The organism is Sphingobacterium psychroaquaticum, assembly GCF_900177625.1.
Taxonomy (GTDB): Bacteria; Bacteroidota; Bacteroidia; order Sphingobacteriales; family Sphingobacteriaceae; genus Sphingobacterium; species Sphingobacterium psychroaquaticum.
The window spans coordinates 281,290-300,196 of record NZ_FXAU01000005.1 but is presented as its reverse complement, the minus strand read 5'-3'; the positions used below and the strand labels follow the sequence as shown (position 1 = coordinate 300,196).

Sequence of the window (18,907 nt, the reverse complement as noted above, 5' to 3'; positions counted from 1 at the left end):
TGTTCCTTCTTTCAGATGTTAAAATGTAACATTTAAACCAAACGTATAGGTCTTCGCTCTCGGATACGCTGAGTAGTCAAAACCAGTTGTTAATGCAGAGTTCCGCACGGATACTTCTGGATCATAACCCGAGTAGTTTGTCCAGGTGTGTAAGTTTTGTGCCGAGAAATAAACACGAACTTTTGCAATCTTCAATTTACTCAAGTACTCTGTAGGAACATTATAACCAAAAGCAACGGTCTTCAAACGCAAGAAAGAAGCATCTTCAATAACACGATCCGAATAGGTTTTATAGATTACTCCTTTTGCCGCCGGAAGTGTACCCGTTGTATTTGTTGGCGACCAACGGTCTTGGTAACTCGCAAACTGGTTCGTATTATATTTATAACCCGATTCCATAATAATCCGGTTTGCGTTCATTACTTCATTCCCGTAAGACCACTGCAAGAACACGTTTAAATCAAAGTTCTTGTACATAAAATTATTCGACCAACCACCAAAATGCTTCGGCAATGGATTCCCGATAACCACCTTATCATCGTCGTTGATCTGACGGTCACCGTTTAGGTCTTTATATTTGATATGTCCTGGTTGTACAGTCGTCGTTCCGTTGGTCGTAATAGTCGGCTTCAAGGTATAGGTTGAGCCGTCAAAGTCGAAATCGTCGTACTGGTACACCCCATCCCACAACAAACCATAAAACTGCGACACTGGACTACCAATTTTCGCGACGTATCCAGGTATGGTTCTCCAATCATCACCCCATCCCATCGCTGTCAGGCGTGACGTCTGGTTGTCAACGAGTGCTAATACCTTATTTTTGTTGAAAGAGATGTTAAAATCTGATGTCCAAGTAAACGCCTTTTTGATCGGCACAAAACCAAGGGTGATCTCTAATCCGTCGTTTTGGATTTTACCAATATTCTTGATCGCAGAAGAGTACCCTGTCGAAGGAGATAGTCCTGCGTTCATCAATAAGTCATGACTTTTCTTACGGTATAGATCTAGCACTAAAGTTAATCGTTCATTGAAGAACCCGAGATCCAATCCAAGGTCGATCTGTTCTGACGCTTCCCATTTCAAGGCTGCGTTTCCGAGCGACGTAGGGATAACACCGCGAATCAAACTACCGCCGAAAGTATATCCCGAGGTATTTAAACTGTTTAGCGCGGCATGTGCGGCAAAATTACCGACCGCGTTATTACCTGTACGTCCCCAAGAGGTACGCAACTTCGCGTTCGATAGCCATGTTACATCTTTCATAAACGGCTCGTTGTTGATGCGCCATGCACCGGCAACAGACGGGAAAAATCCATAAATATTATCGCCCAATAGACGTGATGAACCATCTACGCGATTGGTCAACGTAATTAAATAGCGAGAGTCGTAAGAATACATCGCACGCGCCATGAAACTCGCCATACTAGCCGCGGAAGTTGCGGAAGTAATACTGCTCGGTTCCCCTTCATCCAATCCGGATAAACCTAAATTCTCGTTTTGCAAACGGATAGCCGAAGCACCAAAAGTCATGCTGGTTGCACGCTCCGCTGTAAAAGCAGCCATCGCATTGATATAATGTTTCTTCGCAATGGTCTTTACGTATGTCAATTGGTTCGATACATACCAACGATCCGATTCGATAAAGCTCCGGGAACCATTTAACTGTGAATTCGTAAATTCATGCCCCGTTCTGGAGTTCGATCCATTGTACGTATCGTAGCGTCTGTTTCCTTTATAATAGGTTCCGGAAAGTTTGTATTTTAAATTTTTAATAATCTCATATTCACCGTATCCATTCACTGTAAAGGTTGTTCCATAATTCTCACGCAACTCATTCTGTGTGGTCATAATCGGATTAAAACGATGCTCTTGGGATTGCTCAATTTCAGGATCTAAACCTTCTTCCAACAGGTTTACATTCGTTACCGAGACCGGTCTAAAAGCCCATACACTAAATAACAAGTTCAGCTCATGGTTGTAACCAGACGCTGAGGTAGGCGTACCGTAGTTTTTATAATTTGAGTAGTTCGCATCAAGCCCTAATTTCAGCTTCTTATTGACTTGCTGATCTAAGGTCATACGACCTTGTGTTCTATTAAATCCAGAATTTAGAATAATACCTTCTTGATTAATACGGGATAAGGAAGCGCTATATTTAGTCTGTGCTGTTCCACCTGTTAAAGAAAGGTGGTGATTAGACATGGGTGCTACACGCATAACCTGATCTTCCCAGTTTATACCGTCCAGTAGTTTATAGTCTTCCATATCTACCTCTCCACCTTGCAGGTAAAGACCTTTAGTACGGATGGGATCAATATCCCACTGTAACTTCACAAACTCATATGGATTCAACACCTTCTGTCTCTTCGCACTATTTTGAAACCCATAATAGGTATTATAGCCAATCCGAGGAGCCGACAAAGCACCGCGTTTAGTTTGTATAATAACCACACCATTTCCGCCTCGTGCACCATAGATTGCTGTCGCTGAAGCATCCTTTAAGATATCAATAGATTCAATATCTGCTGGATCCAGTGCATTTATTGGGTTTGCAGCAGCATTTCCATCGTTTGGATTTTCAACGGGCATACCATCAATGACATACAAAGGACCCGTATTTTGGGTGATCGATCCGACACCACGAATTACAATATCGATATTAGAGCCTGGCTGTCCCTCTGAAGAGGTTACCTGAACCCCGGCCACCCGGCCAGCTAGTGCTTCGTCGAATGATTTTACAGGTGCTTTTTGTAGATCCCCCATTTTCACGCTCCCCACAGCACCGGTCAAGTCCGACCGCTTTTGTTCCCCATAGCCGATAACAACCACATCTTCCAAGGAAGAGCTTGATTCTTTCAGTCGCACATCAATTTTTGACTGTCCATTCAGGCTAATTTCAGTCGCCTCATGTCCGAGGTAAACAAAGGATAATTTTTCATTTAGAGACTTCACATTAATTTTAAATGTTCCCGTCTTACTGGTTTGTGCTGCAGTTCCTATCCCCACAACTTTTACCGTTACCGCTTCGAGAGGCTCACCTCGCAAATTGGTAACTTTTCCACTTACCTCAAGCTGTTGTGCGTAGGCTGCCGGAATAGAAAAAGCTACAAAAAGAATGCATAAGTTTAGATAAATCCAAGGTGTAAATCTAAGCATCGCTGTATTTAATTTAGGTGTGTAATAATTGTATCGTATTAATTCGTTTTTAACGAACCGTCATAATCAACTTCTCTTTCAAATGGTTTAACAAGCTGATCCAGAAGAACCGAGGTCCATCTTCGATTGATCACTGTCTGCTCCTCTATCGTAGGTTTGAAACCAGCCGTTGTCAATATGGCACGGATTTCTGCGAGAGAAACTTCCTTTTGAATCGCTTTCAAAATATCTTGAAGCCCTTTTACAGTCAATGCTTCGCCAGAGGCATTCCAATTGGTATTCAATACCGGATAGTAGGTACGAAGTCCCTGCATCAGTTCATATTGACTCACTTCGCGTTCAGGATAAAACCATGTTTGATTAGCCCATCTATAGGGAATACCAGTGCCCCTCAGAATACCTGTAGCACCTATTTTTTGCATCGCCTTAAAGTGTGAATCTCCGGGAAGCACATCAATAAAAGGCATAATCAATGCTTTGTTATCTAGCAAACTCTCTTGCACTTCACGAATAGAAACTTGTGAAGGTAGTTTTCCTTTTTTCACCGCGATTCCAGCAATAGTCCCTACCGCCTGACCAATACCCAGCACCACGGGCTGAAGTCGCGTTGCACCATTTACAATATTGGTTACCCCAATACTCTTTTCCGAAACGATTAATCCTTCAAAGTCAGCAGGAATCAATGAACCCATTGGCACATTGTACGATGGTACACGAATCTTCACAAAATCGATTTCAGGTGCATTTCCATACTTGTAGTGGTGATGATCAATGGTATAATCGCCCACAACAACCCCTGTCCGGTAGTAAGCTTCCGGTGTGTCATAAGGCGTCATCACATGTTGCAAAGCAAATAATGATTTCGCTTTTAACCGACGCGATTCACGGTGATATGGAATCATCGGAAAACCATCTTTTGTCGGGTACTCATCATAATCTATACCGAGGTTTTTGAAACCTAACTCATTCTGAATGTAATAGACAAAACGAAGTGTCATTTGCTTGGCATCAACCAGCATTTTTTGACGCTCTTCCCTACTTTTCTCGACAATATTTAAATAAATATCATTCCCCTTTTTTGGCCAGTTGATCATAAACTTATTGTTCGGAAGACGTCCATAAGTCAGCATCCTGAAGCAATCGTTGTTGTCTTTATCAAAGGTTGCCGGGTCGGCAACATCACAAGAGCCGGCAAACTCATCTTTATTATAATTAGCTGGCTTCGCAATAGTCTTATCCGCTCCTTTACCAAAATCTTTCAATGTTACGACATAAGTCAAATCCTGCACAATATCATTACCCTGCGCCAATGCAAAAGGCTCATTGGTCAATGACTTACTGTCCATTCCTAAATAATAGGGAACCTGAAGATAAGCCATAACATCACCAAGCTCTGTCGCATCAATAAGAACTTTGGCTGCTACGGTCGTAGATTTTCCATTCTTATTCTTTGTTTCCACCAACCAGCCATCCGCTGTTTTTTGGACTTTCTGCCAAGCCGTCTCATAAATAACCTGAATATTACTTTCGGCCGCAACCATCTCCTTTAAGATCCTGTTGCCGACCGCGGGCTCAAAGAGCGTGTTACTTACCCAACCTGTTTCCACCGCTTTGGCTCCACCGTAATGTTTGTAAAGATGTGCACGAAATTCTCCCCACAAACCTGCCGGCAACCTGTGGTTGCCATCGATAGCAGAAACTCCAGCCGCGGTCAACATACCACCGAGCCAGGAGGTTTCTTCTAAAACAACTGTCTTTACCCCTAATCTTGCGACCTGGATCGCCGCCGTTGTTCCACTAGCACCTCCACCAACAATAACGACATCTGTCTTTAGTTGTGCTGTCGCAGCATGGAAACTAGAAAATAGTACTAATAAGCCTAAAATATATTTCATGTTTTATCTTTTCTTTACGATCAATGCGCTTATTACACGACGCTCACCCGCCGTATCTGATGGTTTAATGGTTTGCGCTCCATTTACGGTCATGGCCGAGGAGCCTCCGCCGTCGAGATTGATAGCCCCTTTACAGCCAGCTTCCAACATAATGTCAGCCACTTCCTTCAGGGTTAAACCTGGTGCTGTTGGAGCATTTCCTCCTTCCGCCGCGAGCAAAACAATATTTCCATTCGATAAATAGCCAATAGCAGAACGTGCTCTCGATGAGGTATTATCCACCGCTATCATTTCATTTGTCGCGCTGATATTTATGACAGAATCCTTTACCAACATGGGTGAACCACCAATTACAGTAGCTACATCCCATATAGCACCTCCTTGTGGAAATGTAGCACTCGGCACCGCTTGAGCAGGTTTTCCTTCTTCATTTGGACTTGGCGTAGGATAACTGTATAACACACCATTGCCGGTACCAACACTATACACCCATGAAACTTGTGGCTTAAAATCTTTACTTAAACCGAATGCGGCACGCGTAGGATAGTATGTGGTATTGACCCCACTCAAGGCCCGGGTTAAACTACGTACATTGACCGAACTAACTGTATTATTAAACTGCACATGACTTAAGCTCGTTGTCGAAGTAAAAAATCCAGCGTTAATGGCGGCGTATACATCGCCGGTTTCCTCCGAAAAGAAAGTCGATGGCGTCTTAGCACTTGTTGATAATACAGGCTTAAGATCGATCCCCAATCGTGGATTAAAAACGACGAGGAAGAGATTTGTACCTTTGCTATTGATGTTCTTCGTACTGCGATAGACTTCGATTCCTTTTGGAAATGCCGTCATCAAACCGGCCTGCTTTTCCCATTCAGCAGGCAATTTTATCAGCGGTTTTTCCTGTTTATATTTATCAAGTTGATAGATGGAGTAAAGGCCAACTTCATTCTTTTTCTGACAGCCGACTAGGGCGACCAAGCCGAGAAGAAAGAATACTTTAGAAAGTTTACGTATCATGATAGAGGCAATTATGGTTTACACTGACGCTAAATAAGAAAAAAAATACCAAACAATCAATTTAATTTTAATTTTTTTTAAAAATAGAGTTATGGTTAGGTTAATTTATTAATTAACTTCTTTCCGTATGTGGGGAGATAAGAAATAAAAAAAGCGAAACCAGGTGGTTCCGCTTTTAACATATTTAACGTGTGTTTTATTTTTTTAGTCCCGTGGCTAGGTGATTCCACCAGCCATAATTTATAATGTGAACAATATCAAAAACCATCGCTCCTTTCGATTTGGCACGACACATTTGCAATGCTTTAATAAACTGCTCAGGGTTATCTTTATATTGCTCGACATACAACCCAGCATATACAGGCGTTTTCCCCATAGTAACTTTATTGACAAGCTCCGCAGATCCTTCGACGGTATACCAATCCTCTTTCTTCACCACCAACCCGGACTCCAACGTTTTTTTCGTTGTATCTTTTTGCGTTAGCAATTCCGTTTTCTCCACCTCAAAATAGTAATTACCGGTGGTGAACAAATCCAAAGCTTCGGCATAACCGTAGTTTTTGTAGTTCGGCGTTGCCCACTCAAATTCAGTACTTGGATCATAGGATTTACTTGCAAAATTCACGCCGACATCAAAATACAAAGGATACCAAGAACCCGTATAATCGCCAAAGATAAGCTTAGGATTTATTTTTTTAAGCGCATCTCTTGTTTCATAAATAAAATCATGGATTATCTTGGCGCGCCATTCTAACCACGGTTTAAACAGCTTTCCTTCCTTTCTTTCTTTGTTTTCAAAAGAGAAAATATCCGCCGGAAAATTTTCAACCTTCTGTCCCATATGTGTTTCAAAAAGCGCTCGACTTTCCGAAGAGAAATCCGCATTCAAATTATCAAAACGAACCCTATCCAAGATAATCCCATCTAACGTCGGATACATTGTTACAAGTTCTTTTAGAATAGATAACTCATAATCGCGAACCTCTTTTAGTGCAGGGTTAATCATTGCCGAATACTTACTTTTCTGCTCTGTAATTGGCTTAAACCCTTCGGGTAAATAGGAAATCGTCTGCCAGGCTGCTTTTGTGGAGTCACTGTATACAACCCCGCGATCAAAGAAATTATGCCCTGCTACAAAAACATTGGTTGATGCATGAACCTTAAGTCCAAGCTTATGCCCTTCGGTAAGAAAGTAGCTCAACATATCCCAGGTGGTGTCTTTAACCATCTTTCCCTCCCCCCAGCTTTTCATCACTGGAGCAATAGCGCTCGGATAAAGCACTTCTCCTGTAATCGGTTTAACATCGACAACCACATCTGTAATCCCGACCTCTTTGGATTTTTGAAGATAGTATGTAATCGAATCCTTATTACAAAAACGATCGAAATTAGCCGTTGCATCAAACCAAAGGATATTGCGCTCTACAAAATAATCGTTCCCACCCGCAGTATCTTTTGAAGATGTACAGGACAGAAAAACACTAATAAAACATAAAGAAAGTAAACGTACCATTTAAGTTTAGTTTTTAATACCAGCCTTAACCGCATCAAAAAGCGGTTGTTTCAATTGATTGTACTGCGGTGCATACATGTGAACCACATCGAATAGCATAATTCCCCCTGATGTTCGGGAAAGGATGTACTTGATCGCTTTTGTTATTTCACCCTTATTAGCATAGCTTACATTTCCAACATCAATACTACCATACACTGGAACTTTATTTTTTGTAATGTGAGAAATGCCATTTAGAGAACCTTCAATACTCCACCAATGATACTTCAATCCCGCGGTAACCGGATTATCAGCTAATTTGATTTGGGTAAAATAGTTACCTGTCATCAAGATATCTAACTCTTCTGCATAACCTGTCGCACCGTAACCTGGTGATGCCCAATCAAAACGAACCTCGAAATCCTGGAAAGGATCGTATTCTTTACTCGCCCAGTTTACCCCCACTTGATAATACGTCGTATACCACGCTCCCACATAAACGCCAAATTCTACATTTGGTTTAACACTCTTGGTTGCAGCTCGTGCTTTACCCATAAAATCCTTAATTACTTGTGCGCGATAAATTAGCCATTGCTTATAGTATTTACCTGTTGTGGCTGGTAGAATCTGCCCGGAACTCTCTCTCCATGTAGCAACGATATCCTCTGGAAAACGCATGTTCTTCGCTTGTGCATCGTTATACTTCGTCTCTAGAAAAGTAATAAACTGCTGTTTACTCAGGGGCGAAAAATCTGCCGATATATCTGTATATCTACCATAGTCAAGGATCATTCCATCCAGGTCAAATTTCCCAACAATCTCTTTAATAATATTCAGCGCCTTCTCTTGCACCTCGGCGGCTGCCGGGTTAACAAAAACATTTTTTCCTGTTTCTGAAATAGGACCCAATGTTCCTGTCGTATTTTTAACAACAATAGATTCGTATTTACTCCTGTACTCTGGATTATCGTATACATACCCAAACCCGCGACGATCACCATCCACAAAAGTAACCATAGAAAGATACACCTTTAACCCTCTTTTTTTCGCTTCGGAGATTACAAACGGCACATAATCTGATAACCTTGTTTTTCCGTCCCGCGTCGTCATCTCCCGCGTATAGTTACTCGGATACATGGTGTATCCTGAACTTCCTTTCACATCCACAACTAGCGCTGTTACGCCAGCGTCCTTCAAGGTATCTAAAACAGCCGATATTTCTTTTTTATCACTAAAACGGCCATATGTACCAAAGACATTGGAATTAGCATCCACCCAAACGAGGACCTCTCTTTTCTGTGTGCCAGGTTCCGGCGTTTCCGTTCCAGGATCAGTAGGTTCGGGAGCTTTACTATCTTTCTTACATGAAGAAAACAACACAAAGACCAACGCCCAAATAATCATTTTACAATTCATAATATCTTGATGTTAAAGGCAGCACGACATAGTCGTGCCACCTTGTTTTACCTTTTAATACACCTTTTATTTTATGTCCACACAGTCAAACTGGACACCAACGACATAACCATTGGTAAACATAAAATACAGGTACATATAATAACCGTTCTCTGATAGTGTCATCGCAACATCACCTGTTGCATTGCCATTGACATTACCGCCTGCACCGCTTGGACCGTACTTACCTTTTTCCGGCGCCCAAACTAAACCTGGTGTAGTGTTCGCTGAAGGATCACCGGAGAAACCTCCTTCTGTATCAATAAGGAAGACTTGATCTGCCGATCCCCATGAGAAGCTGTTCACATGGTTATATGCCACAAATTTTGCATTGTTGAATTCAATATAATCCACCGCATTCGCAATAAAGTTAGTCGGTAATTGTGCCAATGAACTCATAATTGCATTGGTGGATCCGCTAACCTTCACCAATCTGTTATTAGAGTAGCCAGCAGCAAAATAATCACTCGCAACATTTGTTGGCGACGTATGGATCATATCAATATTATTGTTACTCCATGAATAATCTGTCATCGTAACCATCTCCGGTGTTTGGGAGACCAAAGCGCCATTCACCACTCTCCAACGCGCAAAACTACTTGATAAAACACCCACCACTGGAGCCGTAATAATAGCATCTTTATTCACATCACCGATGACGGAGAACTTACGACCGAATCCTCTTCCTCCTGTATTCCATTGAATAAATGGTTGCGGCGTACCTGTAACTGAAGATAATTTCCAGATATTGAAAACAGCCCCATCATTTGGTGCGAGGTTACATACGAATATATTTCCACCATCATCCGCCGTCGTGTAGAAATTCTTCAGGTTTCCTTTAATGGCTCCTAAGTCGATTTCACCAACTTTCTCACCTGTCAACGCATTGATATAGACACTATTTTGGTTACGTGTATTCAACACCACATATTTACCTGTAGCGGCGATACCTCCCGTAACATCATCCACCATAATACCAAGATCACCTTTCAAGCGTTTTGCAAAAAGCACTTTGGCACTTCCCGGACGAATACCTTTAGCCAGCTTCACCGCTTGTACCAATTGAAGGGTATACTTACGTTGCGCATTGCCTACGGACGATACCACAAAAGGTTTTGGACTACTTAGGTCAACAGCCCCGCCATTCGCAATAGAACCACTGGAATGCTTGTTGATGGTATAAGACAATTTAGCATTGTTTAAGATCGTCCCCGGTACCACGGAGAAGTTAATGCGATCCCCAATGATGATCGCCTGAACCTCCTGCGCATTCCCCCCTTCGTCGGTATAATTCAAAACAGCATTTGAAACAACCGTGTTTCCAGCCTTATTAGCGACAACAACATAATTTTTTACTACACCTGACCCCGAAGTAACCGTTAGTGGTTTGGGCGTTCTCAAATCCCAAAAATCACTTAATGACGGTGACACCATCGCGTCCGATGGCACGGTTGCGCGAATCAACACTTTGGAAATATCCATCTCATTATCGCTATCAATCGGGTAATAGTAATCGATATCCAAATAAACAGTATCATTACTGATACGGCCTTCAAAAACCCGATCTCTACCTCTACCCTCATAGGTTGCATACACGTCACTAATTGTGTTTCCTTCATAACGTGCCCGGTATTCCACCTTTTGACAGGAGGCAATCAAAAGTACACCCAGGGCCATGAAACAGGCCACTGGATTTTTATATATATTTTTCATTTCTAGCCTTTTAAATTTATTTACCATCCCTTGATTTGTTCTAAAGCATTATTACGTTGTACCTCTGCTTCTGGAATCGGCAAATAGTATAATGCACCAGTAAAACTCCGATCGATATTATCGGCCGAAACTACCTGATAACTACTGCCTGTAAATTTATGTCCTGTAAAACGAACGCCGTTCAACACCAAGTGCGCTTTACGCCATCTTCTAAGGTCCCAAAACCGATGCCCTTCAAAAGCCAACTCCACTTTACGCTCATGTTCAACTAAAGCCATAACGCCTCCTTTAGTGTTCGAAAATACTTCCGGTAAGCCCCGTTTGCTTCGTAGTTTATTGATCGTTCCCACAGCTTCTGTAAGCTGATTGGTGCCCGCCTGTGCTTCTGCCAAGATCAACAACACTTCGGCATAGCGCAGTTCGATCCAACTTTGGGTGCTTTTGTTAACCACAAAATTCGTGTTTTTGGGATCCAACATCTTTTTAGCGTAATACCCCGTAACAGTCCTTTTCGGATCTCCCATAGAAGCATATTGCATAAAACCCTCCGAATTAGACTCGGCGAGATTTAACGTACGTCCTTTCCAGGTAGCACCATGATGCAATACGGTAGCATAAAAACGTGGTTCTCTATTTGCATATGGATTGGCACTATGTACTGGATTAGTCCACGAGAACTTTGTTCCATCGGCCATCTCAAACTCATTCACAAGCTCCGCAGTCGGCACTCCATAAACAAGAGTATTCCCTGGTGCATCAGCAGGAGGCGCAAACCCCAAATCATATTGGTGCGTCATCTGCGGTGCAACAAAATCGACGCGAAATATCGCCTCTTTGGTATTCTTGTTGGTAAAGATCGACGCAAAATCAGCATCCAAATCATACAAACCCTCATTGGCCAAAGAAACCACCTGATTTGCAGCATTCATCGCATTCGTATAGTAGGTAACGGCCTTTTCCTGTGAAATCCCCGTCAACGGATCTGAATTGAACTGTTTACGATCATTCTCCGCAATGGAAGCGGCATAAATCCAGGTACGTGCCAACATTCCATATGCAGCCCCTTTGGTGGCACGACCGGCCAGATTTGTTTTTCCTAAATTTTCGGCAGCAAAAGCAAAGTCCTTTGCTATAAAATTCCAACACTCGTCTTCGCTAGCACGTGCCTGATCCTTATTCGCATATTGCTCGAGATTCTCTCGTAGAATAACACTTCCATGGATACGCATTAACCAGAAATACGTGTACCCTCTTACAAAACGTGCCTCCGCTTCATATTTAATTTTTTGTTCATCGCTCAGTTTAGATTTTTTAACTAAACCATCCATAAACTCATTAATACGTCTAATACGCGCATAACCGGTGGTCCAGTAGTTTAAACCCACACTCCCTGCACTGAATTGGTTTGCGTTAGACACTAAAATATTTACCGTACCATTCCCTGCCGTAGTCGACGTATACTTCATAATGTCAGACATCGCATCTGTCGCATTATCATAGCCCAAACCCGGGAATAGTCCGAATTGAAAATTCTTAAACTCGGCATATAAGCCATTTACATAAAATTCTGCCGAAGTAGGATCATTCCATATATCCTCCTCCACATAGCGATCGACCATCGGAATGTCTATTTTACATGCCTGGAAAAAACCCACACTTGACAACAACATCGTCCCAGCAAGTAAAGCTCTTATTTGTTTTATATTTTTCATGTTTCAAACGTGTTAGAAGGTGACATTAAGACCAAATGAATAAATCCGTTGTTGCGGATAGAAACCATTGTTTACATTTGGCATTTCCGGATCCAAATACTTGAGATAATCAAACGTTAATGAGTTGGATCCTGTGGCATACAAACGCACCTGTTGCAACTTAGCCCCGCCGATCCAGTGCTTTGGTAAGGTATAACCAATCTGAACCGATTTTAATCTTAGATAGTCACCTTTACGAACCCATCCTGAATTTTTATGTGCATTATGCGGTGAAAGCTGTGCTTTATACGCGGTCATACGTGGAAATTCGGCGTCGGTATTTGTAGGGCTCCAAGAGTTTTCCATCAGGAAGTATGGCGAGTTCCCGTAGCCATAAAATGTACGCGTAAATGGCGAGTTATCATCTACACCAGATGTGCCTGAAGAACCCTCATAGGTACCCGCTAAATTCACACTTGCACGACCAGCCCCCTGCAATAGTGCAGAGAAATCAAACCCTTTGTAGGCCAGGTCAATATTTAAACCATACATCAGTTCCGGGAAGTTTGGACGTCCCATATAGGTCATATCATCGCTTCGCGTAATACGTCCATCTCCATTCAAATCACGGTATTTAAAGAAACCTGGTGCCACAATTCCTGCTGAAGGTGAAGGTGTGTTGCGTGCTTCCTCCCATGATTGAACCATCCCATCTACAATAAATCCAATTTTGGTTCCAATTGGTTTGCCAATCAGACTCTGCCATGATGGAATATTATCTCCTTCATTCAACTTCAAGTACTGATTTTTTGCCCAGTTCAGATTTCCGGTTAGGCGCATTTGGAATTCACCAAAGCTTTTATTAAAGCGTAGCTGTGCATCAAATCCTCTGTTATCCACTTCACCAATATTAGCCGTTTCAGGAAAATAACCGCCTATTGATGGAGGAAATAGCGATCCCACAGACCCAAGAATACCCTTGGTATGCTTATAATACCATTCAAAATCAAAACCAAACATCCCATTTAGGAAATTAGACTCGAAACCAATATTACGTGTAAAAGTCGTTTCCCACCTTAGCCCGCTATTAGGCGGAGCCCCTGTAAAGAGAGCCTTTGCTGGTTGCCCATTGATAACCGTCACAGGTGATGATGTCATTGAAAATGTAGATAAGTATAGAAAAGGTTGAACCCCTCTGTCATTACCCGTTTTTCCGTACGATGCTTTTACTTTAAAGAAGTCAATAAATGGAACATTTTCCTTGAAGAAAGACTCATCACTCGCAACCCAACCTAAACCAACAGCTGGAAACATCTGCCAACGGTTATTTTTTGGGAACCATACTGAAGCATCCCAACGATTGGCTACTTCTAGCAAGTAACGTGACTTGTAACCATACGTACCGCGGAAAATATAACCCGCTTTAGATTCAGGTGTATTGCTACTCCCTGTAGGTGCCACACGATCCTGCTCATCCGAACTTCCCAAATCAATTTCCTGAAGAATTGTTATGGGCAGATTACTAGCTCCTGCAGAGAAAATATTTCCTTGAGACCTGGAATAATCATATACCGCCAACAATCCCACCGTATGATCTTCATTAAATGTTCTATTATAAGAAATCGCTGGTTGGAATGTTTTACGTTGTGATGTGCTATAACTCTGACGTAAAGAGTTTTTCGAAATTCCGGGTACAGTAGTCATGTAAACGAAGTCGCCCGTTACTTGTTCCCGCGCACGTCCCATCGTCTCATAGGGAGTCAACCAGTTCTTTGTTTCTCTACCAGCCCAATCGAAGGAAGTGATTAAACGCATCTCCAGCCCCTCTACTCCCGGTACTTTAAAATTAATGTTTGCCGTACCTTCCAACACATTCCGAATGCCTTTCTGATAACCAGACTGCTGGACAGAAGCGATTGGATTTACATATCCTGCATTGGAGTTATAACTCACAGGCAATCCATTAGGGGCATACATAGGCATATTCGGCAGCATACGAACCGCTTGGTAAAAAGGGTTCATATAAGCCGTATTATCCGGCGATATACCTGGTGTATTCCCCAACTCTTGGCGTAAACCAATGTTGATGCCTGCCGTCAAATATTGATTGATTTTTGCCTCCACATTGGAGCGAACATTATACCGTTTGAAATTCGTATTCTCGACCACCCCATCTTGGAGCATATGCGATACCGAGGTAAAATAGTTTACATGTTCACCCCCGCCAGTCATCGTTAAGCTATGGTTTTGAGAAGTACTATTCTTACCCAACAACAATCCAATCCAGTCGGTATCCCCAAATAAAGGATTTGTATTCGTTCCATTACGTAAAGCATCAATCCATTCTTGTGCATATAATTGCGGAACAGGATCAAATCCGTTGTTAATCAAGTAATCGTTATCAACATCAGTCGCTTTATTATACCATTCCATATAATCCGGACCATTCATAAACTCTGGGAAGCGCGTATTTTGCCCAATGCTAAACGCCCCATTATAAGAAAATTTAGGCGCTCCACTTTTACCTTTCTTCGTGGTAATCATGATAATACCACTAGATCCACGCACCCCGTAAGGCGCTGTAGATATCGCATCTTTTAAGAAACTCATCGATGCAATCTCGGTAGGATCCAAATAACTGAAGGAAGAACGCTCAACTCCATCGATAATAATCAAGGGAGCACTGTTTCCATACGTTGACATACCACGAATCCGCAAAGTTGCATCATCAGCTCCGGGACGTCCTGACTGTTGCAAAGTTGTTAATCCCGGAACTCGCCCAGCCAAAGCATTGGTGATGTTCATTGCGGGCGCTTTACTCAACTCTTCCCCAGAGATCTGCGCTACCGACCCAATAACATTACGCTTTTTCTGCGTCCCGTAAGCAACTACAACGACCTCATCGATGTCTGAACCTTTCGTTTGCATACGCAGCACTATAGCCTGACTGCTGGACACACTCACATTAGCTGCCTCATAGCCTACATAGGTAAAATCCAAAACCGCTGGATATTTCTCTGATTGAAGTTGGAACGTTCCTTTTGCATCCGTCAATGCAGTTTGCGTCGCATTCCGAACCTTTACTGTAACGCCAGCCAACGGTCTATTCTGTTCGTCCAAAACGGTACCACTAACGGATACCTGCGCATGAACCATAAACCCTTGCACCAACAATACAAGTAAGAAACAGGCCCGTAAGCAACAGGAACCTATACTGTTTAAATACTTCATAAATGATTGTTTATAAAAAATTAGTAAATAATTGTTTCGATAATTTGGCTTTTTTACTACCCATTGGTTAGTCGGGTATCTTGTAGTTAAATATTCATCTGAATCTCCCTTTCTAGGAAAAAACAGATAATGTTCTCTTAATTTTTCTATTATTTATTACCGCTAAAACATCGGTGAACATGTTTTTCATGCCAAGAATATACACGACAACCGTGTAGACATGCATGCACATGGGGGACTTTTCTTATCATAATAAAAGGGTTATCAGGTGTTTATGAGGACTAAATAAGAAAAAAAATGTCAAACATCCAATTTAATTTTAATTTTTTTTCAAAATAGATGTGTTGATAGTTTTTTATTTCAAAATATTAATTCTCAATTAGAAATAATATTTTGAAATAAAAAAAGGCTATATCTAAATGAGATACAGCCTTTTTTTACACCGACTTACGTTAGTTACTCCGCAATTTCCTCTTCCCCCACAATCTCCTCGGGTTTCCGAAGCGGCACCAACCAGGTAACAACGAACGCTGGAATCGTAGCGATTAACACCCAAATAAAGAACTCCTTATACCCAAGCAAATCGCTCAACCAGCCACTGATCATAGATGGAATCATAAAGCCTAGATTCATCAATCCACTTCCGAAGGCATAATGCGCCATCTTATACTTCCCTGGCGCAATATTCTGCATCATAAATAAAATCAATCCAACAAAACCAAAACCATAGCCAAAATATTCCACCACAACAGCCGTTCCGATTACGTACAAATCAGTCGGCATGGTAATCGCCAAAAAGGCATAAGCAGCAAATGGGAGGTTAAAAAAGGCACATAAAACTAGAAGTGTCTTACGATCCAGCCCCCGCTTGGCAATAAAGTTTCCGGCAACAATAGACCCTAATACAAAAGCAATCGCACCGAACACACCGTACAATAAACCAATCTGTGATGTCGTCAGCTCCAAGCCGCCTTCTGCTCGTGTTGACTTAAAGAACAGGGGGATAATCTTAATTGCCTGCCCTTCCGCAAAACGATAAAAAACAATAAAACAGAGACTGTACCAAATGTTTTTCTTCTGAAAGAAGCTGATAATCACATCTTTTAACGTCGCAAACCCTTCCCGAACACTCCCGGCCTTAGCAACACCTTGGCTCGAAGGCAAAACACGCATATTATAAATGCCAAGTAGGAGCATAATAATTCCGTAGGCAAACATCACGACCATCCAGGCATTGGTTATGCCGATCTCTTGTTCCAATTGTCCTGCCAGATAAACCAATGCTCCACCAGAGAATACTTTAGCCACATTATAAAAGGCACCCTGCCAGCCGACATATTTAGCTTGTAGTTTGGGAGACAGCTCATTCAAATAAACGCCATCAGCAGCTGTATCATGTGTAGCTCCACTAATCGCAATAATCGTCAGAATCGCAATAGAAAAACTAAAGAAATGATCCAGTTGAAGGGTCAACCCAAGGAGACCAAAAAGAATGCCCGTAAAAATCTGCGTAATATATACGAAAAATTTCTTCGTTTTATAAAGCTCTAAAAAGGGTCCCCAAAGAGGCTTTAATGTCCACGGAAGCATAATTAAAGAGGTCCAAAATGCAATTTGGGTATCCGAAATCCCCATGTTCTTATACATGATGGAGCTTGCTCCCGAAAGGGCTACAAAGGGTAAACCCATCGCAAACCACGTAGTCGGAATCCAGTACATTGGATGTAGCGCTTTTGCTTTATTATCTGCCACTATATCTATTATTTATTAGGTTTGAAAAATTGTTAATTCGGACAACAAGTAGCCTAGATGTTGCCCGATTCCCCTTCTGTCTACTTTCTCATAGGTGAAACAGAATTAAAAGCCAATTTTATTAAAAATAAATGTAACAACCAATTTATTATTAAAATAATTTAATAATTAAGGTTGCAAAAACAATTTACTTGCACATTTGACCGCTTAAGTAACTTTTTTATTATATTTATTCCCAAACAAAGTTAAATTGAATTATTAAACAAAGATGAGTTCGAATTTTCTATCAGATTTACATAAAGCTTCTTTAGCTGGGGTAGCGTATAAAAATGTTATTCTCAAGAAAAAGATCCTTGCTCATTTTGCCCTTCATGAGCAAGCAACCATTGCTGAATTAAGCAAAGAATTTAACATAAGTATCCCAAAGATCAATGAATCTATTAATGAGCTTATTGCTGAAAAGCTCGTTAAAGATTATGGTAAATCGAGTTCCGGGATCGGTCGGAAAGCGAGTACCTATGGACTGGAAAGCAATGCCGCCTTTTTTATTGGCGTACAAGTTGGCTCTGACCAAATCAGTATCGCCATGATCAATATCAAAAAAGAGTTGATCGGTTATAAAGAAGAAATCCCGTTCCGCTTAGAGAATAATGAACAATCGCTTCAAAGTATTTGCAAAGAGATCAAAGAGTTTATAAATAAGTTAACGATAAAACCAGAGAAGATACTGGGTGTAGGCATCAACCTGTCCGGCCGTATTAACTATCGGACGGGTTATTCATACAGTTACTTTAACTTCTATGAAGATCCCTTATCGAATTACTTCGAGCAGGAGTTAGGAATTCCGACTTTCTTAGAAAACGACACGAAGGCATTGGCATATGCCGAATTTTCCAATGGTGTGGTTACCACGGAAAAGGACACTTTGTTTGTCAATGTAGATAACGGTATCGGACTCGGGATTATGATCAATGGACAGCTTTATTATGGAAAATCAGGATTCTCCGGTGAATTTGGCCATATTCCTATTTTTGATAACGAAAAAATATGTAAATGTGGTAAAAAAGGATGTCTGGAAACCGAGGCATCGGGTTATGCACTTCGCAACAAAGTTATTGAAGAGATAAACAATGGCGGAACCAGTATCTTAACCAAAAAATTCAAGAACATACAGGATATCCGACTTAATGATATTATCCAAGCAGCAAAAAAGGATGACAACCTGGCTATTGAAGCGATTAACGATATTGGTGAAAAACTAGGTCGCGGAATCGCCTCTCTAATCAACATCTTCAACCCAGAGCTTATTATTATAGGTGGCGTACTCGCTAATTCAGAAGAGTATTTATCACTGCCGCTTAAAAATGCTGTCAATAAGTATTCGTTATCTATTGTCAACAAGGACACCAAAATTATGATGGCGCCTTACAGCGAAAAAAATGCAGCGGTCGGAGCAAGTCTTATCCTACGAGATCGACTGTTATCGATTATCGAATAATAAA

Annotated in this window: 10 protein-coding genes; 1 reads left to right on the top strand and 9 read right to left on the bottom strand. The window is 41.5% G+C overall.

What is annotated here, in order from left to right; all coding sequences use genetic code 11:
* Positions 1 to 18: 18 nt before the first annotated feature.
* The 9 genes from B9Y69_RS14170 to B9Y69_RS14130 all read right to left on the bottom strand — a co-directional run bounded on the left by B9Y69_RS14170 (position 19) and on the right by B9Y69_RS14130 (position 17,405).
* A complete protein-coding gene (locus B9Y69_RS14170) occupies positions 19 to 3,156 on the bottom strand; it encodes a SusC/RagA family TonB-linked outer membrane protein (protein ID WP_085473631.1) in 3,138 nt (1,045 codons plus the stop codon).
* Between the two features lie 38 nt (positions 3,157 to 3,194).
* The gene (locus tag B9Y69_RS14165) at positions 3,195 to 5,051 is read right to left on the bottom strand and encodes an FAD-dependent oxidoreductase (protein ID WP_085473630.1); all 1,857 of its coding nucleotides are present in this window, start codon (positions 5,049 to 5,051) and stop codon (positions 3,195 to 3,197) included.
* A gap of 3 nt (positions 5,052 to 5,054) precedes the next feature.
* On the bottom strand, positions 5,055 to 6,071 hold the full coding sequence (locus tag B9Y69_RS14160) for a phosphodiester glycosidase family protein (RefSeq protein WP_085473629.1): 1,017 nt from the start codon (positions 6,069 to 6,071) through the stop codon (positions 5,055 to 5,057).
* 196 nt (positions 6,072 to 6,267) lie between these two features.
* A complete protein-coding gene (locus B9Y69_RS14155; protein ID WP_085473628.1) occupies positions 6,268 to 7,584 on the bottom strand; it encodes an alpha amylase family protein in 1,317 nt (438 codons plus the stop codon).
* Between the two features lie 6 nt (positions 7,585 to 7,590).
* Complete coding sequence (locus tag B9Y69_RS14150) at positions 7,591 to 8,979, bottom strand: family 10 glycosylhydrolase (protein WP_085473627.1); 1,389 nt, start codon at positions 8,977 to 8,979, stop codon at positions 7,591 to 7,593.
* A gap of 66 nt (positions 8,980 to 9,045) precedes the next feature.
* A complete protein-coding gene (locus B9Y69_RS14145; protein WP_159451852.1) occupies positions 9,046 to 10,731 on the bottom strand; it encodes a DUF5018 domain-containing protein in 1,686 nt (561 codons plus the stop codon).
* A gap of 20 nt (positions 10,732 to 10,751) precedes the next feature.
* Positions 10,752 to 12,443 carry a RagB/SusD family nutrient uptake outer membrane protein gene (locus B9Y69_RS14140; protein ID WP_085473625.1) on the bottom strand — a complete coding sequence of 564 codons (1,692 nt, stop codon included), beginning with the start codon at positions 12,441 to 12,443 and terminating at the stop codon, positions 10,752 to 10,754.
* A 12-nt stretch (positions 12,444 to 12,455) separates the two neighbouring features.
* Positions 12,456 to 15,653: a SusC/RagA family TonB-linked outer membrane protein gene (locus tag B9Y69_RS14135; protein ID WP_085473624.1), complete on the bottom strand. Its 3,198-nt coding sequence runs from the start codon at positions 15,651 to 15,653 to the stop codon at positions 12,456 to 12,458.
* A 456-nt stretch (positions 15,654 to 16,109) separates the two neighbouring features.
* Positions 16,110 to 17,405, bottom strand: coding sequence for an MFS transporter (locus B9Y69_RS14130; protein WP_234991250.1), 1,296 nt, complete (start codon positions 17,403 to 17,405; stop codon positions 16,110 to 16,112).
* A gap of 268 nt (positions 17,406 to 17,673) precedes the next feature.
* Between B9Y69_RS14130 and B9Y69_RS14125 the strand changes: the two genes are divergently transcribed.
* Positions 17,674 to 18,903: an ROK family transcriptional regulator gene (locus tag B9Y69_RS14125; protein WP_085473623.1), complete on the top strand. Its 1,230-nt coding sequence runs from the start codon at positions 17,674 to 17,676 to the stop codon at positions 18,901 to 18,903.
* Positions 18,904 to 18,907 lie beyond the last annotated feature (4 nt).